We start from the raw sequence: 19486 nt of genomic DNA on the forward strand, positions 1-19486 counted from the left end.
ATGTCCCCCCGCCTCTTCACCGTGGACGACCTGCGTCCATCTCAGGCTGTGGAGAACCGTTTGTCCACAGCCTCGGGGTGCCAGTAGCCAAAATGCGCCGACGACCGAACAATCGGTAGGTGAGGCGTGTCACAGTCGACCCGCCTCCCGTAGCCACCCCCACGAGGAGGTGCCGTCATGACGGTCATGGAGCAGCGGGGCGCGTATCGGCCGACCCCGCCGCCCGCCTGGCAGCCCCGCACCGACCCCGCGCCGCTGCTGCCCGACGCCGAGCCCCACCGCGTGCTCGGCACCGAGGCGGCCGCGCAGGCCGACCCGGAACTGCTGCGCAGGCTCTACGCCCAGCTGGTGCGCGGCCGCCGGTACAACGCGCAGGCCACCGCCCTCACCAAGCAGGGCCGCCTCGCCGTCTACCCCTCCAGCACCGGCCAGGAGGCCTGCGAGATCGCCGCCGCGCTCGTCCTCCGGGAGCGGGACTGGCTCTTCCCCAGCTACCGCGACACCCTCGCGGTCGTCGCACGCGGCGTGGACCCGGTCGAGGCCCTGACCCTGCTGCGCGGCGACTGGCACACCGGCTACGACCCCCACGAGCACCGCGTGGCCCCTCTGTGCACCCCGCTCGCCACCCAGCTCCCGCACGCCGTGGGCCTCGCCCACGCCGCCCGCCTGAAGGGCGACGACGTGGTCGCGCTCGCCATGGTCGGCGACGGCGGCACCAGCGAGGGCGACTTCCACGAGGCGCTGAACTTCGCCGCCGTCTGGCAGGCACCGGTCGTCTTCCTCGTCCAGAACAACGGCTTCGCGATCTCCGTCCCGCTGGCCAAGCAGACCGCCGCCCCCTCCCTGGCCCACAAGGCCGTCGGGTACGGCATGCCGGGCCGGCTCGTCGACGGCAACGACGCGGTCGCCGTGCACCAGGTGCTGTCCGACGCCGTGCGGCACGCGCGCGCGGGCGGCGGACCGACGCTCGTGGAGGCGGTCACCTACCGCATCGACGCCCACACCAACGCCGACGACGCGACCCGCTACCGCGGCGACGCCGAGGTCGAGACCTGGCGCGAGCACGATCCGATCCTGCTGCTGGAACACGAGCTGACCGCGCGCGGGCTGCTCGACGAGCAGGAGAAGCAGGCCGCGCGGGACGCCGCCGAGGCGCTGGCAGCAGACCTGCGCGCCCGCATGCACCGGGATGCGACGCTCGACCCCATGGACCTGTTCGCCCACGTGTACGCCGAACCCACCCCCCACCTGCGCGAGCAGCGCGCCCTGCTGCGGGCCGAACTCGACGCGGAGCGGGAAGGGGGGCACTGATGACCACCGTCGCCGCCAGGAACGCCACCATGGCGCAGGCCCTCACGCGCGCGCTGCGCGACGCGATGGCCGCCGACCCGTCCGTGCACGTCCTGGGCGAGGACGTCGGCACCCTCGGCGGCGTCTTCCGGGTCACCGACGGACTCTCCGCGGAGTTCGGCGAGGACCGCTGCACGGACACGCCGCTCGCCGAGGCGGGCATCCTCGGCACGGCCGTCGGCATGGCCATGTACGGGCTGCGGCCGGTCGTGGAGATGCAGTTCGACGCCTTCGCCTACCCGGCGTTCGAGCAGCTCGTCAGCCACGTCGCCCGCATGCGCAACCGCACCCGCGGCCGCATGCCCGTGCCGATCACCGTCCGCGTCCCCTACGGCGGCGGCATCGGCGGCGTCGAGCACCACAGCGACTCCTCAGAGGCGTACTACATGACGACTCCGGGGCTCCATGTCGTCACACCCGCCACGGTCGCCGACGCCTACGGCCTGCTGCGCGCCGCCATCGCCTCCGACGACCCGGTCGTCTTCCTCGAACCCAAGCGCCTGTACTGGTCCAAGGACTCCTGGAACCCGGACGAACCACCGGCCGTTGATCCCGTGGGCCGCGCGGTGGTGCGGCGCTCGGGCCGGAGCGCCACACTCATCACGTACGGGCCGTCGGTGCCGGTCTGCCTCGAAGCCGCCGAGGCGGCCCGGGCCGAGGGCTGGGACCTCGAAGTCGTCGATCTGCGCTCCCTGGTGCCGTTCGACGACGAGACGGTCTGCGCCTCGGTACGGCGGACCGGCCGCGCGGTCGTCGTCCATGAATCGGGCTCCTTCGGAGGCCCGGGAGGGGAGATCGCGGCCCGTGTCACGGAGCGCTGCTTCCACCACCTGGAGGCGCCGGTGCTGCGCGTGGCAGGGTTCGACATCCCCTACCCGCCGCCGATGCTGGAGCGCCACCACCTGCCCGGCGTCGACCGCATCCTGGACGCCGTGGCGCGTCTGCAGTGGGAGGCCGAGAGCTGATGGCACAGGTGCTGGAGTTCAAGCTGCCGGACCTCGGGGAGGGGCTCACCGGGGCGGAGATCGTGCGCTGGATGGTGCAGGTCGGTGACGTCGTCGCCGTCGACCAGCCGGTCGTCGAGGTCGAGACGGCGAAGGCGATGATCGAGGTGCCGTGTCCCTACGGCGGCGTGGTCACCGCCCGTTTCGGCGAGGAGGGCACCGAACTGCCCGTCGGCGCCCCGCTGCTGACGGTCGCGGTCGGCGGACCGTCCTCCGGAGGGCCGACGGACGACTCGGACACCCGGGGCGGCGGCGTCCAGGGCGCGGGATCCTCGGGAGCGGACGCGCCGGGCCCGGATGTCCAGAGCTCGGGCAACGTCCTGGTGGGGTACGGCACGTCGGACGCACCCGCACGACGGCGCCGGGTGCGGCCGACGCGGGCGACGCGGGCGGGACGGCCGACGCCGGAGGGCGAGGCGGCCCCGTCGGCCCGGAGGGCTCCGTCAACTCCGTCGGCGCCGTCCGCGGGTCCGGAGCCGGGCGTCGCGTCCTTCTCCGCGCCCGCGGCGACCCACGGGCGGGCCGGGGGCTCCGGCGCCTCCACGGCGTCGGGGGCGGACGGTCCCGTCCCGGTGATCTCCCCCCTGGTGCGCCGTCTCGCCCGGGAGAACGACCTGGACCTGGCCCAGCTGAGGGGGTCCGGCCCCGACGGTCTGATCCTGCGGGCGGACGTGGAGGACGCGCTGCGGGTGGCCGCCGCCCGGAGCCGGACCGCACAGCCGCCGGCCGGACAGCACGCGCCGGCGGCGGCGACCTCGGCCCCCGCCGCCCCGCACGTCCCCGTGCCACCCGCCCCCGCGTCCCGGCCCATCCCCGTACCACCGACGTTCGCCGCCTCCGCGGCGCTCGCCGGAGAGCACCGCATCCCGCTCAAGGGCGTGCGCGGGGCCGCCGCCGACAAGCTCTCCCGCAGCCGCCGCGAGATCCCCGACGCCACCTGCTGGGTGGACGCCGACGCCACGGAACTGACGCGCGCCCGCACGGCGATGAACGCCGCCGGCGGCCCGAAGATCTCCCTCCTGGCGCTGCTGGCCCGCGTCTGCACTGCCGCCCTGGCCCGGTTCCCGGAGCTCAACTCCACCGTCGACCCGGAGGCGCGGGAGATCGTCCGGTTCGACCACGTCCACCTCGGGTTCGCCGCCCAGACCGAGCGGGGTCTGGTCGTCCCCGTCGTCCGCGACGCGCACGCCCGGCACGCCGAGGGGCTCACCGCCGAGTTCGCCCGCCTCACGGAGGCGGCCCGGTCCGGGACCCTCACCCCGGGCGATCTGACCGGCGGGACCTTCACGCTGAACAACTACGGCGTGTTCGGCGTCGACGGCTCCACGCCGATCCTCAACCACCCCGAGGCGGCCATGCTCGGCGTCGGCCGCATCGCCCCCAAGCCGTGGGTGCACGAGGGGGAGCTGGCGGTGCGCCAGGTCGTCCAGCTCTCGCTCACCTTCGACCACCGCGTGTGCGACGGGGGCACGGCGGGCGGATTCCTGCGCTACGTGGCGGACTGCGTGGAACAGCCGGCGGTACTGCTGCGCACACTGTGATGACGCGGACGCCCTCGCGTTCCGCGTGATCGGCGGGCCGCGCATACTCGGGGGGTGACCTCCAACGCGTCTCCCGCTCACGACGCCGTCGTGCTCGCCGGTGGCGGCGCCCGCCGCCTCGGCGGTGCCGACAAGCCCGGCGTACGCGTGGGCGGGCGCGCGCTGCTCGACCGGGTGCTGTCCGCCTGCGCCGACGCGCGGACCACCGTCGTCGTCGCCGACGCCCGGTCCACCGTCCGGCCCGTGCGGTGGGCGCGCGAGGACCCGCCCGGCGCGGGCCCGGTCGCGGCCCTCGGCGCCGGACTGCGCCACACCACCGCCGACCGCGTCCTCGTCCTCTCCGCCGACCTGCCGTTCCTCGCGCCGGACACCGTCCGCCGCCTGCTGGCCGCCCTGGACGACCACCGTGCCGAGGGCGCGCTGCTCACCGACGCCGACGGCCGGGACCAGCCGCTCGTCGCCGCCTACCGCACGTCAGCCCTGCACCGCGAACTGGCGGTGCTCGGCGAGGAGCGTGGCGGCCTCACCGGCCTTCCGCTGCGCCGGCTCACCGCCGGGCTCGACCTCACCCGCGTCCCCGACCCCGTCGCGTCCTTCGACTGCGACACCTGGGACGACATCGCCGCCGCCAGGGCACGTATCAGGGAGCATGGCCACGTGTTGGATGAATGGATCTCCGCAGTCAAGGACGAACTGGGCATCGACCTCGACGTCGACACCGACGTCCTGCTCGACCTCGCCCGGGACGCCGCCCACGGCGTGGCCCGGCCCGCCGCCCCGCTGACCACCTTCCTGGTCGGCTACGCGGCCGGGCGGGCCCAGGGCGGGCCCGAAGCGGTCGCCGAGGCCGCCCGCAAGGCCGCCGACCTGGCCGTGCGCTGGGCGGACGAACCCGGCGACGGCCGGTCCGACGTGGCTCCCGACGCCACGCCCGACACCCGCCCGGACGCCGGATGACCGGCTTCGGCGTCCGGGACGGCGGGGACGCCGAGGACCTCGACGTCGAGGAGGCGCTCGCCCTCGTGAACCACGGCAACAGCTCCCCCCGCCCGGCCGGTGACAGCCCCACCCAGCCCGCCGGAGACCGCGGACCCGTACCGGCGGCCGCGCACGGCGAGGACCGAGGCGGACGGCACGGCGACGACCACACCGGCCGGCCCGGCGCAGGCAATGGCGGGGCGTCCGGCCCCCGCGAAGCCCAGGGACACACGTCCCGTCACCGGGCCACCGCCACCCCGTGGGCCGAGGCCCGCGCGATCGCCGGCCGGGCCGCCCGCTCCACCGCCGCCCGCCGCACCCCCGTCTCCGTGTCCCTCGGCGATGCGCTCGGCCTGGTCCTGGCCGCCCCCCTGACCGCCCTCACCGACCTGCCCTCCTTCGACACCTCCGCGATGGACGGCTGGGCGGTCGCCGGCCCCGGCCCCTGGGCCGTACGGGACGAGGGTGTCCTGGCCGGGCACGCCCAGCCCGCTCCCCTCGCCGACGGTGAGGCCGCTCGTATCGCCACCGGCGCCCGCATCCCGCCCGACACCACGGCCGTGCTCCGCAGCGAGCACGGCCGCACCGACGAGAAGGGCCGGCTGCATCCCACCCGTGATGTCCAGCACGGCCAGGACATCCGTCCCCGCGGCCAGGAGTGCCGGAGCGGAGACCAGTTGCTGCCGGCCGGAGCGGTGGTGACCCCGGCCGTCCTGGGGCTCGCCGCGGCCGCCGGGTACGACACGCTGGCGGCCGTCCCCCGGCCCCGCGTGGAGGTGCTCGTCCTCGGCGACGAACTGCTCACCGAGGGCCGCCCGCACGACGGTCTCATCCGGGACGCGCTCGGCCCGATGCTCCCCCCGTGGCTGCGCGCGCTGGGCGCCGAGGTGGTGGCGTTGCGCGGACTGGGCGATGACGCGGAGGCCCTGTACCAGGCCCTGGAGACGTCAGTGGCGGAGCTGGTCATCACCACCGGCGGCACGGCCTCCGGGCCCGTCGACCACGTCCACCCCACCCTGCGCCGCATCGGCGCCGAACTCCTGGTCGACGGGGTTCAGGTCCGCCCCGGCCATCCGATGCTGCTGGCCCGTCTCCAGGGTGGCCGGCACCTCGTGGGCCTGCCCGGCAACCCCCTCGCGGCCGTCTCCGGCCTGGTCACCCTCGCCGAGCCGCTGCTGCGCACGCTTGCCGCCCATCCGGCCCCCGAGCCGTACACGCTGCCGCTGAAGGAGGCGGTGCACGGGCACCCGCACGACACCCGGCTCATCCCGGCCGTTCTCCGGGGCGACCACGCTGTGCCCCTGCACTACAACGGCCCGGCGATGCTGCGGGGTATCGCGGCGGCCGACGCCCTGGTCGTCGTACCGCCGGGTGGGGCGCGCGCCGGTCAGGAGACGGAACTGCTCGACCTGCCGTGGGCCGCGGCCGGGATCGGTGCCTGTTTCACGTGAAACACCCCTATGGCCCATTCAGCCTGTTTCACGTGAAACGTCGGCGCGTTCAGGTGTCGCCCGCCCGTGTCACACCTGTTCGGTGGCCGGGGCCCGGCTCACCGTGATCACCCGGTCCCCTGCCTTGAGCTCGGTCAGCTTCGGGTCGGCGAAGTCCAGGAGATCCTTGCCCCTCAGGACCGCGACCATCAGGTCCGCGCAGGCGCGCGGTGACCGGCCCACCTCCTGCCGGGTGACGGGACGTTCGATGAGGTCCAGTCCGCTGCCCAGGGTCATCAGGTCCTCCAGGGTCCTGGCCACGATCGGGCTGACCATGGAGACGCCGAGCAGTCGGCCGGCGGAGCTGGAGCTGGTGACCACCGTGTCCGCGCCGCTCTGCTTGAGCAGTGGGACGTTCTCGTCCTCCCGGGCGGCGACGACGATCGTGGCGCGCCGGTTCAGCTGGCGGGCGGTGAGGGTGACCAGGGCGGCGGTGTCGTCGCGCTGCGGGGCGACGATCACCCGGGCGGCGCTGGGGACCTCGGCCTTGAGGAGCGTCTCGGAGCGGGTGGCGTCCCCGGTCACCGTGACCAGCCCGTCGTCCCCTGCCAACAGCGCGGCCTTCAGTTGGGTGTCCACGACGACGATCTGTTCCTTGGGGATGCCCTGTCCGACGAGCGTCTCCACCGCGTGGCGGCCCTTGGTGCCGTAGCCGACGACCACGATGTGGTGGCGGGTGCGGTTGCGCCAGCGGTGGACGCGGACCTGCTGACGGGTGCGCTCGGTGAGCACTTCGAGGGTGGTGCCGACCAGGATGATCAGGAAGAGTACGCGCAGCGGTGTGATGACCAGGATGTTGATGAGCCGGGCGGCGTCGCTGACGGGCGTGATGTCGCCGTATCCGGTGGTGGAGAGGGTGACGGTGGCGTAGTAGGCCGAGTCCAGGAGGTCGACGGAGCCGTCGGAGTTGTCGTTGTAGCCCTCGTGGTCGGCGTAGACGATCAGCGTGGTGACGGCCAGCACGAAGAGGGCCAGCGCGAGGCGCCGCAGCACCTGCTGGAGCGGCGGCAGGGCGCTCTGCAGTGGCATCGTGATGGCGCGGCCGGCCTCGGCGTCGTCCCGGGCCTCGGCGCGCGAGCGGTACCAGAGCGACCTGAGGAGGGAGAGCCGCCGAGCACCGGCAGGCTGTCGTTCATGGTCTCGCATCGCGTGCCCCCTGTCATGGTGATCCGTACGGTGGGCACCATGGTTCCCGGCGGGTTGTTCCCGTCAGCACGCAACACCCCGTCCGTACCGAGGTTTCGCCCAGTATCCCGGAGGTCTCCCTTGCGCGACCACACCGTCGTCGTCGGCTTCGGCACGAAGGGTCGGGCCGCGATCCGCACCGCCTGTGCCGCGGGACTGCGGAAGGAGCAGGTCGTCGTGATCGATCCCGGTACCAAGATGATCGCCGCGGCGACGGCCGAGGGCTACGAGGGCGTGGTCGGCGACGCGACACGCAGTGACGTGCTGCGCCGGGCGGAGGTACAGCGGGCCGGAAAGATCATCATCGCGACGGAACGTGACGACACGTCCGTCCTCGTGGCCCTGACCGCCCGCCAGCTCAATCCCCGGGCGAAGATCGTGGCCGCGGTGCGGGAGGAGGAGAACGCGCCGCTGCTCCAGCAGTCGGGCGCCGACGAGGTCATCACCAGCGCGGGAGCGGCCGGACGCCTCCTCGGGCTGTCCGTGCTCAGCCCGGCGGCCGGCCGGGTCATGGAGGACCTCATGCACCAGGGCAGCGGCCTGGACCTCGTGGAACGGCCCGTCACCAAGGCCGAGTCGGGGCGCAGTCCGCGCGAGACGGACGACCTGGTGGTGAGCGTCGTCCGAGGACACCGGGTGCTCGCCTACGACGATCCGGCGATCGGCGTCCTGGAGCTGACGGACCGCCTGGTCACCATCGTGCGGGTGCCGCCGGAGCCGCGGACGGCACCCCGTCTCTAGCGGACGGCACCCTGCGGGTGGCGGAAGCGGACGGCACCGTGCTGCTGGCGGACGGCGCCCGGCCTTCCCGGGGAGCCTGCCTACTTGCGGTTGTACAGCCGCATCGTGACCGGCCCGAAGACCAGCACGAACAGTGCGGCCCACCCCAGCGACCAGGCGATCTCGGCGGTCGGCCGGTCGCCCGCCATCAGTCCGCGCACCGCGGAGGACAGATGCGTGACCGGGCTGTTGTTGACGAACGCCTGGAGCCAGCCGGGCATGGTCCTCGGGTCGACGAAGACGTTGGACAGGAAGGTCAGCGGGAAGATCACCATCATGCTGACGCCCATCACCGACTTCTCGGTGCGCAGCATCAGCCCGAACATGGTCCAGATCCACGAGAACGCGAACGAGAAGACGATCAGCAGGGCGATCCCGGCGACGACGCCGACGAACCCGCCGTCCGGGCGGTAGCCGAGGATCATGCCGACGGTGAGCATCACGACGGAGGCGATGGTGTAGCGCAGGGCGTCGCCGAGGAGGTAGCCGACCATCGTCGACGGCCGCCAGATCGGCAGGGAGCGGAAGCGGTCGAACACGCCCTTCTCGATGTCCGTGTTCACCGAGACACCCGTGTACATCGTGATCATCACGACGGACATCACGAGGATGCCCGGCAGCAGGAACTGGATGTACTCCTCCGGCGACCCGGCCAGGGCACCGCCGAACAGGTACGTGTACATCAGAACCATCATGATCGGGAACGCGGTGACGTCGAAGAGCTGCTCCGGCACGTGCTTGATCTTCAGGACGGCCCGCCAGCCGAAGGTGAGCGAGGCCGACCAGGCGCTCGGGCGCGGCGGCCGCTCCTGGGCGACGAGCAGCGCGGCGAGGGAGTCGACGCTGACCGGGGCGAGCGCCTGGGTGTCGTCGGTCGTCGCGGTGCTCATGCCGCCACCTCGTCCTTCGGGTCGGGCCGCGCGTCGTCGGCCGCGTCGTGGGTGTCGTGTCCGGTCAGGGCGAGGAACACCTCGTCGAGGCTGGGCTGCCCGAGTGAGAAGTTGTCGACGGTGATCCCGGCCCGGGAAAGCTCGGAGAGGGCCCGTGCGGCCTGTTCGGCGGCCGTGTCGCCCGCCGTGGCGGCCAGCCGGGCCGTCAGCGCCACCGCGTCCGGTTCGGGCTCCACGGAGGCGTCCATGACCCGCCGCAGCACCTCCGCCGCCTCGGACCGCTGCCCGGCGTCCCGCAGCCGCAGATGGACGGAGCCGGCGCCCACGGACGCCTTCAGCTCGCCCTTGGTGCCCTCGGCGATCACCTTGCCGCGGTCGATGACGGCGATCCGGGAGGCCAGCTGGTCGGCCTCGTCCAGGTACTGCGTGGTCAGCAGCACGGTGGTGCCCTGCGCGACCACCGCCCGCACGATGTCCCACACGTGGTTGCGGCTGCGCGGGTCGAGACCGGTGGTCGGCTCGTCGAGGAAGAGCAGTTCGGGCGTGCTGAGGATGGACGCGGCGATGTCGATGCGGCGCCGCATGCCGCCCGAGTAGTGCTTGACCTGCTTGCCGGCCGCGTCGGTGAGCCCGAACGCCGCCAGGAGCTGCGCCGCCCGCTCCCGGGCGGGCTTCCTGCCGTGCCCGAGGAGCCGGCCGAGCAGCACCAGGTTCTCGGTGCCGGTGAGGTCCTCGTCCACCGACGCGTACTGGCCGGTGAGGCTGACCAGGCCGCGTACCGCGTCGGCCTCGCGGACCACGTCGTGGCCGAAGACGTGGGCCTCGCCGCCGTCGGGCCTGAGGAGCGTGGCGAGCATCTTGACGGTGGTGGTCTTTCCGGCGCCGTTGGGTCCGAGGACGCCGTAGACCGTCCCGGCGGGCACGGCGAGGTCCACGCCGTCCACGGCTCTGGTCTCGCCGAACGTCTTCACCAGGCCCGCTGTCTCGATGGCCAGGCCGGCGGTGTGCTGGCTCATGGTGGAGTGTCCTTCCGCGCAGTCGGATTACGCAGGGGAGACCTTCACCGTCGCGCAGACTCATCGGTCGCGCATCGGGTTTTCCCCCGAACCGGTCCCATGACCGATACGGGTCCGCCCGCAGACGCAGGGAGAACGGCCGATACGGGTCCGCCCGCAGACGCAGGGAGAACGGCCGGCACGGCTCCTGCCGGGGACGTAGGGAGACGGCCGACTCGGCTCCTGCGGAGACGCGGGAGTGACGGCCGCTGCGGCTCCCGCCGGGGCCGCAGGAGTAGCGTCCCTCTCATGCATGCGATCACGATTTCCGAACCTGGTGGTCCCGAGGCGCTGGTGTGGGACGAGGTCCCCGATCCCGTACCCGGCGAGGGCGAGGTCCTGGTCGAGGTGGTGGCCGGCGCCGTCAACCGCGCCGACATCATGCAACGGCAGGGTTTCTACGACCCGCCGCCGGGCGCGTCGCCCTACCCCGGCCTTGAGTGCTCGGGGCGCATCGCCGAGGTCGGCGCCGGAGTCAGCGGCTGGGCCGTCGGCGACGAGGTGTGCGCACTGCTCGCGGGCGGCGGATACGCGGAGAAGGTCGTCGTCCCGGCCGGGCAGCTGCTGCCGGTGCCCGAGGGGGTCGACCTCCGGCAGGCCGCCGCGCTCCCCGAGGTGACGTGCACGGTCTGGTCGAACGTCTTCATGGTCGCCCACCTGCGCCCCGGTGAGACGCTGCTGGTGCACGGCGGCTCCAGCGGGATCGGCACCATGGCCATCCAGCTGGCCAAGTCCGTCGGCGCCAGGGTCGCCGTCACCGCGGGCAGCGAGGAGAAGCTGCGGCGGTGTGCCGAGCTGGGCGCGGACATCCTGGTCAACTACCGGGAGCAGGACTTCGTGGCCGAGATCAAGAAGGCCACGGACGGTGCCGGGGCCGACGTCATCCTCGACAACATGGGCGCGAAGTACCTGGAGCGCAACGTCCAGAGCCTGGCCGTCAACGGCCGCCTCGCGATCATCGGCATGCAGGGCGGTGTGAAGGGCGAGCTGAACATCGGCGCGCTTCTCGCCAAGCGCGCCGCGATCAGCGCGACCTCGCTGCGGGCCCGCCCGCTCGGGGAGAAGGCGACGATCGTCGCGGCGGTGCGCGAGCATGTCTGGCCGCTGCTGGCCGCCGGTCACGTCCGCCCCGTCGTCGACCGCGAGGTCCCGATGCGGGACGCGGCCACCGCCCACCGCATCGTCGAGGAGAGCGGCCACGTCGGCAAGGTGCTGCTGGTCACCGCCTGACGGCACCGCACAGCCCAGGGGGCGTCGCCGTCTCCATAGGCCCATTCGGCCTACCCGCGGCGCAGCCGCAGTCCGAGGAAGGCGAGGCCGAGACCGAGGCCGATGAGGATCAGGCCGCTGCCGAGGGGCAGCATCCGCAGGGCGTGCCCGACGGGCCGTTCCTGCTGGGTGACCGCCCGCGGCGACGCGCTGGGGACGAGCCCGGCCTCGGGCTGATCCTCCTCGGCCGGGTCCTCCTCGGGCTGATCCTCCTCGGCCGGGTCCTCCCCGACGTCCGGCTCCTCGTACGCCTCCACGTCGTCGTCCTCGTACACGTCCCCTTCATACACGTCCCCTTCCCCGTCCCTGTCCGCGTCCGCCGTCCTCCCCGGACGGATGCGTCCCTCCCCGGCCCGGCTTCCGGCCCGGTCGGGCCCGACCGGGGACGCGGAGACGGACGGGGACGTGGACGACGTCGGCACGGCGGCGTACGGCGCGACACTGCCGTACGGCGGGCCGGCCACGTACGACGACCCGCGCCCGGAGAACGACTCACCCCCGAACGACGAGGCGCCCTCGTACGACGAGGCCCCCCCATAAGACAAGGCACCCCCGTACGGCAGCCCGGCCGCCAGCGCCAGGCTCACCGTCAGCCCGCACAATGCCCACCGCCATGGAGTCACGCTCGTGACCCCCTCCTGGTGTCAGCCGACAGAGACGAAGTAGCGACAAGCCTGGCATTCGGGGTCATTCGCCGCATCACGGACTGCTCCGAACGGAAACGGTGGATCACCTTTCCCGGGGGGCAGCACGGTGATGAGGTGTACACGTGCGAGAGAATGGCGGCATGGAGATGCCGAGGAACGAAAGGTCGCCGGAGAACGCCCAGCGGATCCTGGTCGTGGGCCAGGACGGATTGGCACTCGGTGGCGTCGACGCGGACGAGGACTCCCGTGAGACCCCGGTGACGGAACAGGTCGAGCAGCCCGCGAAGGTCATGCGGATCGGCAGCATGATCAAGCAGTTGCTGGAGGAGGTGCGGGCGGCTCCGCTGGACGAGGCGAGCCGGGCCCGGCTGAAGGAGATCCATTCCAGCTCGGTGAAGGAACTGGAGGACGGTCTGGCGCCGGAGCTCGTCGAGGAGTTGGAGCGGCTCTCCCTGCCGTTCAACGAGGACGCGACACCGAGCGACGCGGAGTTGCGGATCGCGCAGGCCCAGTTGGTCGGCTGGCTGGAGGGCCTGTTCCACGGCATCCAGACCACCCTGTTCGCCCAGCAGATGGCCGCGCGCGCCCAACTGGAGCAGATGCGCCGCGCGCTGCCGCCGGGTGTGGGAGGCCAGGAGGGCATCGACGACCCGCGCGCGGGCGGCCGCTCGGGCGGACCGTACCTGTAGACCCCGTGCGAAGGGCCCGGCGACCGGCGCCGGGCCCTTCGTGTGCCGGTTCGTCCGTCAGGACGACGGGTTGCCCGTCGACACGCTCAGCTCGATCTCCGGCATGTCCTCGGGGTCGACGTCGGTCCCGGCGGACGGGAACTGGTCCATGACCGCGCCCTCGCCGTACGTGTTCTCGTCGTAGTCCTTGATCGTCATCGTCCAGCCGGCCGCCTGGAAGCACTCCTTGACCGACTTGATGTACTTGAACTGGAAGTTCGGGACGCGGATCTTGTCCGGGTCGTTGTACGACTCGTCCGGCTCGGAGCACTTGGCCGAGTCGATCGTCTTCGAGGTGTCCGGGCCGCGGTAGCCGGCCGCCTTCGTGGCGGTGGCGCTGGAACTGGCTCCGCCGGAACCGCCCTTGTCGTCCTCGCTGTCGCCGTTCGCCATGAGGGTGCCGAGCAGGGCGCCGACGGCCACGACGGCGACGACGGTCGAGCCGATGACCACCGGCTTGCTGCTCGCCCGTCCCCCGCCGGGGCCCACGGCCGTCGACGGCTGCGGGGTGAGGTTGTAGGCGGGCGGGGTGTGCGGCGCCTGCTGGTGACCGTAGGACGGGGCGGGCGTCTGGTAGCCGCCCTGCTGCGGATAGCCGTAGGACTGGGCGGGCGTCGAGGGCGCCGGGGTGCCGTACGGGTTGTTCGGTGCCGGCTGGTACGGCGTCTGCACGTTGCCGGTGGGGCCCTGGGTGCCGTTGCCGACCGGCGGGAAGACCGCGGAGCCGACGCCCGCGCCGCTCGACGTCTGGGCGCCGGGGACGATGCTCGGCGGGGCGGCCTGGAAGGAGGCCGCGACGCGCAGGCACTCGTCGCGCATGGCCACGGCGGTGGGGAAGCGCTCGTTCGGGTTCTTCTTCAGCGCGCGGGCGACGAGCGCGTCCACGGCCGGCGGCAGCGCGCGGTTGACGGAGGAAGGAGCCACCGGCTCCTCCTGCACGTGCGCGTACGCGATCGCCAGCGGCGAGTCCGCGTCGAACGGAAGCCGGCCGGTGACCAGTTGGAACAGCATGATGCCGACCGAGTACAGGTCGGAGCGGGCGTCCACGGCCCGGCCCAGGGCCTGCTCGGGCGAGAGGTACTGCGGGGTGCCGACGACCATGCCGGTCTGCGTCATCGAGGTGACGCCGGACTGCATCGCGCGCGCGATGCCGAAGTCCATCACCTTGACGACACCGCGCTTGGTCATCATCACGTTGCCGGGCTTGATGTCACGGTGGACCAGCCCCATCTCGTGGCTGATCTCCAGCGCCGCCAGCACGTCCGCGGTGATCTTCAGCGCCTTGTCGGCGGGCATCGCGCCCTGCTGCCGCACGTCCTCGTCGAGCACCGATCCGAGTGGGCGGCCCTCGATGTACTCCATGACGATGTACGGCGTCGTCATGCCGTCCACGTCGTCCTCGCCCGTGTCGAAGACCGAGACGATATTGGTGTGCGTGAGCTTCGCCACGGCCTGGGCCTCACGGCGGAAGCGCTCGCGGAAAGCCTGCTCGCGGCCGAGTTCGGTGTGGAGTGTCTTGACCGCGACCTGCCGGTCGAGCACCGAGTCGTAGGCGAGGTGGACGGAGGCCATGCCGCCCTCGCCGAGCAAGTCGCGCAGCTGATAGCGGCCGCCGGCGAGCGCCCGCCCCGCATACCGGCCCTGCGCGCCGTCCTGGCTCATCTTCTGCGTCCCCCGTAAGGCGTCGGGCACCTGCCGCTTGCTGTGGCTCGCCATTGATCGAAAGTGTTATTCCCGGCCAAGTCTGCCCCAGGGCACTGACACGTCAAGCGCGGTGCCCGTTCCGTGACCGTACGCGAAAGAAGCGTCGCGGAAGCGTTACAGGCGCCGTACCGCCGGTACACAGAATTTGCACGCCGGCACGGAGTGCGGGTTTGATGGCCGGTCCGTCTCCGACCTGTACCCGCGCTCATACCGGACCGGCGGCTTGCGCGGAGGCTGTAGCGTGGCCGACGGAGACCGTGACAACACCGCGCGCACCGCGGGCAGAAACGACGGCGAGGACTGATGGCACAGCAGCAGCGCGCTCAGGGCCCGTCCGACCCCGAGGCGACTGGCGGCGGTATGTCAGATGCGCCGGAGCTGTGGGGTAACGGCGGGCTTGTAGGGGACGGCCGGTACCGGCTGACCCACCGGCTCGGCAGAGGCGGCATGGCGGAGGTGTTCGCCGCCGAGGACGTGCGCCTCGGGCGCACCGTGGCCGTCAAGCTGCTGCGCGCCGATCTGGCCGAGGACCCCGTGTCCAAGGCCCGGTTCACCCGCGAGGCCCAGTCGGTGGCCGGCCTCAACCACCACGCGATCGTCGCCGTGTACGACTCCGGCGAGGACTTCGTGGGCGGCCAGAGCGTGCCGTACATCGTCATGGAGCTGGTCGAGGGGCGGACGATCCGTGATCTGCTGCTCAACGCCGAGGCGCCGGGGCCCGAGCAGGCGCTGATCATCGTCTCCGGGGTGCTGGAGGCGCTGGCCTACTCGCACCAGCACGGCATCGTCCACCGCGACATCAAGCCGGCGAATGTCATCATCACGGACAGCGGCGCGGTGAAGGTGATGGACTTCGGCATCGCCCGCGCGCTGCACGGCGCGTCCACGACGATGACGCAGACCGGCATGGTCATGGGCACCCCGCAGTACCTCTCCCCGGAGCAGGCCCTCGGCAAGGCCGTCGACCACCGCTCCGACCTGTACGCCACGGGCTGCCTGCTGTACGAACTGCTCGCGCTGCGGCCGCCGTTCACCGGCGAGACCCCGCTGTCGGTGGTCTACCAGCACGTCCAGGACATCCCGGTGCCGCCGTCGCGCACCTCGGAGGGCGCCTGCCCGCCCGAACTCGACGGTCTCGTCATGCGCTCCCTCGCCAAGGAGCCCGACGACCGCTTCCAGACCGCGGAGGAGATGCGCGGCCTGGTCCAGTACGCCCTGCAGATGCTGTACGACCAGGGCGGCCACACCGGCACCTGGAACACCGGGCCGGTCGACGCGGCCGCCGGCGGGGCCGCCGCCGCGGCCGGGTTCGCGGGCACCACGGCGATGCCGCACGGCGCCGACGGCTCCAGCACCTCGCAGATCCCCCAGCCGATCCTGCCCTCGGGCTACGGAGGCGGCGACGACGGCGGGTTCGAGGGGCACGGCAACCAGGGCAGCGGCCGCGGCAAGCTGTGGGTGCTCGCCGTCCTCGCGGTGATCGCCATCGCGGCCGGTGTCGCCCTCGCGCTGAACAACAGCGGTTCGGACGGCGGCGGAGGGTCGGAGACCACGGAGTCCCCGACCGTCACGCAGTCCGCGACGGAGGACCAGAGCAGCGCGTCCCCGAGCGACTCGCCGACCGACGAGTCGACGGAGGAGGAGACGACGGAGGGCAGCTCCGGCTCGAACTACGGTTCGGAGTACACGCCGTCGTACACACCGTCGTACACGCCCTCGCCGAGCTACAGCAGCGAGGTGACCGAGCAGCCGTCGGAGGAGCCGTCGGAGACGCAGCCGTCGGAGGAGCCGACCGACACCGAGTCGAGCGACTCGGGCACCGAGGACGGCGGTACCGGCGAGGACGCCGGTACCACGACGGGCACCTCGAGCGGCACCGACCAGGGCACGACCAGCCTCGGCAACCTCGGCGGCTGACCCCCTTTTCCGTCCACGCCGTCGCACGCACGCGCGCGTGGGGCCCGACCGGGCTCCCCACGCGCGCGTCGTCGTCTTCGTGGACCGCCCCGACGTGGCGGCCACGCGCCGGGGTCGGAGCGTGAATCAGAGCGTGAAGGCGTCGCACACCGCGTCGTACTCCCGCGTCCACCACACCGCGAGGGCGGACGCCGCCGGGAACTGGGAGTCGGCGCGGGTGTCGCCGCGCTCGTAGTGCCAGCGCAGCATCCAGAAGTCGTTGAGGCGCTCCCACCACACGCGGTGCACGGCCGCCGCGAGCTCCGAGGGGGTGGCCCCGGCGGCGCGCCGGTACGCGCGCGCGTACGCCCGCGCCTTGGGCAGGTCGAGGGTGCCGCCGGGCAGGACGAAGAAGATCGCGGCGGCGCGTACGGCCTCCTCGGCGCGCGGCTGCACGCCGAGCCGGTCCCAGTCGACGATGGCGGCGGGGGCGTCGTCGCGGTAGAGCAGGTTGAACGGGTGGAAGTCCCCGTGCACCCAGCCGGCCGGGCCGCCGCGCCGGGGACGGCGGTCCGCGTTCCGCTCCAGCAGGGCGCGCCGTTCCAGGAGCCGGTGGCGGGCCAGTTCGTCGAAGGTGTCGGCGGGGCGGTGCCGGCGCACGCGCGCGAGGAGGTCGTCGATCACGGCGAAGGTGTCGGCGGGGGCGACGCTCTCGGGGCGTGCGGCGCGGGCCCGCGGGTGCGCCGGCATCACCCGGTCCAGGCTCGCGTGCACGACCCCCAGCAGGGCCCCCAGACGGGCGCACTCCCCGGGGGTGAGCTGGGCGCCGTGGCGGTGGCGGCCGTCGATCCACGGGTGCAGGGCGTAGGCGTGGCCGCCGACGACGGCGACCGTGCGCCCGTCGCGGCCGGGCAGCGGGGGCGCCACGGGGACGCCCAGGTCGGCCAGGCGCTGGGTGGCCCGGTGCTGGCGGACGATCGAGGCCTCGTCGGCGGTGTCCGGGTCGAAGTGGTGCTTGAGGAAGTAGCGGCCGCGGGTCGTGCGCAGCCGGTAGCCGCGGTTCAGCAGCCCCTGGTCGACGGGGGCGCAGTCGAGGGGGGAGCCGGCGGCGTACTGGCGGAGCAGGGCGCCCAGAGGGGGCGCGTGGGGCATCAGGGGTGGTACACAGGAGCGCGGCACGCGCCCGATGCTAGGGCACTGTTCGGCGCTGTGAGCTGGGTGTTGTCACACACAGTCACCAGATGTCACAAGTGGTCCCCGATGGTCGCCCTGAGGTGAGCACCGGGCGGGAAGCGATCCCTCGGGCCGGAGGCCGGTGTGTGGGTATGGGGTGCTTCGCCCTTTTCGGCGGGTTGGTGCGCTGGTCTATCCGTGCTCTTCCCGTTGCCGAGGCCGACGGGATAACGTGCCGTTGCTCCGGCCTCCTGCAAGGCTGTGACCAGGATCCTTCCCGACTTTGCCGATTTTACTTGGAAATCCAAGCAAAAACGCAGGTCAGGCGGGGTTTCACAGATATGTGGCGTACTGGGTAACGTGCATCTTGCAGGGCGCTCGCCGGGGCACCTGTCACGCCTGTTCCGGCCGAGTGGCACCCACCCCGTGCGCGGGTGTCGGAAACAGGTGAGCCGTACTGGTTCCCGGCAACCCCGGGGGCCGGACCGACGGAGGAGCACACGTGACCGTGGAGAGCACTGCCGCGCGCAAGCCGCGACGCAGCGCCGGAGGCAAGGCCGGCGCCACCGGCACCGAGACGGCGACCGGCACCACCCGCGCCGCCGCGGCCAAGGCGACCGGCGGCAAGCGCACCGCCGGCGGGGCACGCGCCGCCCGTACCGCCGGCGCCACCGCCAAGAAGGGCGGCGAGCCCGAGCTCGTCCAACTGCTCACGCCCGAGGGCAAGCGCGTGAAGGACGCGGAGTACGACCCGTACGTCGCCGACATCACCCCCGACGAGCTGCGCGGCCTGTACCGCGACATGGTGCTCACCCGCCGCTTCGACGCCGAGGCCACCTCCCTCCAGCGCCAGGGCGAGCTGGGCCTGTGGGCCTCGCTGCTCGGCCAGGAGGCCGCCCAGATCGGCTCCGGCCGCGCCCTGCGCGACGACGATTACGTCTTCCCGACCTACCGCGAGCACGGCGTCGCCTGGTGCCGCGGTGTCGACCCGGCCAACCTGCTGGGCATGTTCCGCGGCGTCAACAACGGCGGCTGGGACCCCAACGGGAACAACTTCCACCTGTACACGATCGTCATCGGCGCCCAGACGCTGCACGCCACCGGCTACGCGATGGGCATCGCCAAGGACGGCGCGGACAGCGCGGTCCTCGCCTACTTCGGCGACGGCGCCTCCAGCCAGGGCGATGTCGCCGAATCGTTCACCTTCTCCGCCGTCTACAACGCGCCGGTGGTGTTCTTCTGCCAGAACAACCAGTGGGCGATCTCCGAGCCGACCGAGAAGCAGACCCGCGTCCCGCTCTACCAGCGCGCGCAGGGCTACGGCTTCCCGGGCGTCCGCGTCGACGGCAACGACGTCCTCGCCTGCCTCGCGGTCACCAAGTGGGCCCTGGAGCGGGCCCGCCGCGGCGAGGGGCCGACCCTCGTCGAGGCGTACACGTACCGGATGGGCGCCCACACCACCTCCGACGACCCCACCCGTTACCGGCACGACGACGAGCGGGTCGCCTGGGAGGCCAAGGACCCGATCCTGCGCCTGCGCCGGTACCTGGAGGCCTCAAACCACACGGACGAGGGATTCTTCGCGGAACTCGAGGCCGAGAGCGAGGCGTTGGGCAGACGAGTGCGCGAAGCGGTCCGTGCCATGCCGGACCCGGACCACTTCGCCATCTTCGAGAACGCGTACGCGGACGGGCACGCGCTCGTCGACGAGGAGCGGGCCCGGTTCGCCGCCTACCAGGCGTCGTTCGAGACGGAGTCCGACAGCGGCGTCGCCGCGGGTGAGGGGGGCAACTGAG

Annotated in this window: 16 protein-coding genes and 1 pseudogene; 11 read left to right on the forward strand and 6 right to left on the reverse strand. The window is 72.7% G+C overall.

Translation table 11 applies throughout. The features are described from left to right. Positions 1 to 177 precede the first annotated feature (177 nt). From pdhA (ACFV9M_RS07100) to ACFV9M_RS07120, 5 genes are read left to right on the forward strand one after another with little or no spacing between them, the layout of a single operon-like run. On the forward strand, positions 178 to 1311 hold the full coding sequence (pdhA, locus tag ACFV9M_RS07100) for a pyruvate dehydrogenase (acetyl-transferring) E1 component subunit alpha (protein ID WP_385069401.1): 1134 nt from the start codon (positions 178 to 180) through the stop codon (positions 1309 to 1311). Then, positions 1311 to 2315 carry an alpha-ketoacid dehydrogenase subunit beta gene (locus ACFV9M_RS07105; protein ID WP_385069403.1) on the forward strand — a complete coding sequence of 335 codons (1005 nt, stop codon included), beginning with the start codon at positions 1311 to 1313 and terminating at the stop codon, positions 2313 to 2315. Before pdhA (ACFV9M_RS07100) ends, ACFV9M_RS07105 begins: the two co-directional genes overlap by 1 nt. Continuing rightward, complete coding sequence (locus ACFV9M_RS07110) at positions 2315 to 3895, forward strand: dihydrolipoamide acetyltransferase family protein (RefSeq protein ID WP_385069404.1); 1581 nt, start codon at positions 2315 to 2317, stop codon at positions 3893 to 3895. Before ACFV9M_RS07105 ends, ACFV9M_RS07110 begins: the two co-directional genes overlap by 1 nt. A gap of 54 nt (positions 3896 to 3949) precedes the next feature. Next, positions 3950 to 4852 (forward strand): NTP transferase domain-containing protein, encoded by a 903-nt coding sequence (locus tag ACFV9M_RS07115; protein WP_385069405.1) that lies wholly within the window; start codon positions 3950 to 3952, stop codon positions 4850 to 4852. Next, the gene (locus tag ACFV9M_RS07120) at positions 4849 to 6324 is read left to right on the forward strand and encodes a molybdopterin molybdotransferase MoeA (RefSeq protein ID WP_385069407.1); all 1476 of its coding nucleotides are present in this window, start codon (positions 4849 to 4851) and stop codon (positions 6322 to 6324) included. The genes ACFV9M_RS07115 and ACFV9M_RS07120 overlap by 4 nt, the downstream gene beginning before the upstream one ends. Positions 6325 to 6393: 69 nt before the next feature. Here the strand turns inward: ACFV9M_RS07120 and ACFV9M_RS07125 are convergent, their stop codons facing one another. Beyond that, entirely contained in the window at positions 6394 to 7509 is a 1116-nt protein-coding gene (locus tag ACFV9M_RS07125; protein ID WP_385069408.1) for a potassium channel family protein, read from the reverse strand. 111 nt (positions 7510 to 7620) lie between these two features. Here ACFV9M_RS07125 and ACFV9M_RS07130 point away from each other — a divergent pair. Continuing rightward, positions 7621 to 8289: pseudogene (locus ACFV9M_RS07130) on the forward strand (potassium channel family protein); the annotation flags it as partial. Positions 8290 to 8369: 80 nt separating this feature from the next. Here ACFV9M_RS07130 and ACFV9M_RS07135 read toward each other — a convergent pair. Beyond that, on the reverse strand, positions 8370 to 9218 hold the full coding sequence (locus tag ACFV9M_RS07135; protein WP_385069409.1) for an ABC transporter permease: 849 nt from the start codon (positions 9216 to 9218) through the stop codon (positions 8370 to 8372). After that, the gene (locus ACFV9M_RS07140) at positions 9215 to 10234 is read right to left on the reverse strand and encodes an ATP-binding cassette domain-containing protein (RefSeq protein WP_385069411.1); all 1020 of its coding nucleotides are present in this window, start codon (positions 10232 to 10234) and stop codon (positions 9215 to 9217) included. The genes ACFV9M_RS07135 and ACFV9M_RS07140 overlap by 4 nt, the downstream gene beginning before the upstream one ends. Positions 10235 to 10522: 288 nt before the next feature. Between ACFV9M_RS07140 and ACFV9M_RS07145 the strand changes: the two genes are divergently transcribed. Next, positions 10523 to 11503 carry an NAD(P)H-quinone oxidoreductase gene (locus tag ACFV9M_RS07145; RefSeq protein WP_385069413.1) on the forward strand — a complete coding sequence of 327 codons (981 nt, stop codon included), beginning with the start codon at positions 10523 to 10525 and terminating at the stop codon, positions 11501 to 11503. Positions 11504 to 11553: 50 nt separating this feature from the next. Here ACFV9M_RS07145 and ACFV9M_RS07150 read toward each other — a convergent pair whose 3' ends face one another. Beyond that, positions 11554 to 11817, reverse strand: coding sequence for a hypothetical protein (locus tag ACFV9M_RS07150; RefSeq protein WP_385069414.1), 264 nt, complete (start codon positions 11815 to 11817; stop codon positions 11554 to 11556). 130 nt (positions 11818 to 11947) lie between these two features. Between ACFV9M_RS07150 and ACFV9M_RS07155 the strand changes: the two genes are divergently transcribed. Together ACFV9M_RS07155 and ACFV9M_RS07160 are read left to right on the forward strand one after the other, a co-directional pair. Continuing rightward, on the forward strand, positions 11948 to 12082 hold the full coding sequence (locus ACFV9M_RS07155; RefSeq protein ID WP_385069416.1) for a hypothetical protein: 135 nt from the start codon (positions 11948 to 11950) through the stop codon (positions 12080 to 12082). Positions 12083 to 12329: 247 nt separating this feature from the next. After that, entirely contained in the window at positions 12330 to 12878 is a 549-nt protein-coding gene (locus tag ACFV9M_RS07160; RefSeq protein ID WP_385069418.1) for a bacterial proteasome activator family protein, read from the forward strand. A 57-nt stretch (positions 12879 to 12935) separates the two neighbouring features. On the opposite strand, the gene ACFV9M_RS07165 is transcribed toward ACFV9M_RS07160, so the two are convergent. Then, positions 12936 to 14579: a protein kinase gene (locus tag ACFV9M_RS07165; protein WP_385069492.1), complete on the reverse strand. Its 1644-nt coding sequence runs from the start codon at positions 14577 to 14579 to the stop codon at positions 12936 to 12938. A 345-nt stretch (positions 14580 to 14924) separates the two neighbouring features. On the opposite strand from ACFV9M_RS07165, the gene ACFV9M_RS07170 reads away from it, so the two are divergent. Further along, on the forward strand, positions 14925 to 16538 hold the full coding sequence (locus tag ACFV9M_RS07170) for a protein kinase (protein WP_385069419.1): 1614 nt from the start codon (positions 14925 to 14927) through the stop codon (positions 16536 to 16538). Between the two features lie 126 nt (positions 16539 to 16664). Here ACFV9M_RS07170 and ACFV9M_RS07175 read toward each other — a convergent pair whose 3' ends face one another. Next, positions 16665 to 17669, reverse strand: coding sequence for a phosphotransferase (locus ACFV9M_RS07175; protein WP_385069421.1), 1005 nt, complete (start codon positions 17667 to 17669; stop codon positions 16665 to 16667). Between the two features lie 523 nt (positions 17670 to 18192). Here ACFV9M_RS07175 and pdhA (ACFV9M_RS07180) point away from each other — a divergent pair. After that, complete coding sequence (gene pdhA, locus ACFV9M_RS07180; RefSeq protein WP_385069422.1) at positions 18193 to 19485, forward strand: pyruvate dehydrogenase (acetyl-transferring) E1 component subunit alpha; 1293 nt, start codon at positions 18193 to 18195, stop codon at positions 19483 to 19485. The last annotated feature ends 1 nt before the right edge of the window (position 19486 follow it).

It is taken from the genome of Streptomyces sp. NPDC059895, assembly GCF_042731035.1.
In the GTDB taxonomy this organism is placed as follows: Bacteria; Actinomycetota; Actinomycetes; order Streptomycetales; family Streptomycetaceae; genus Streptomyces.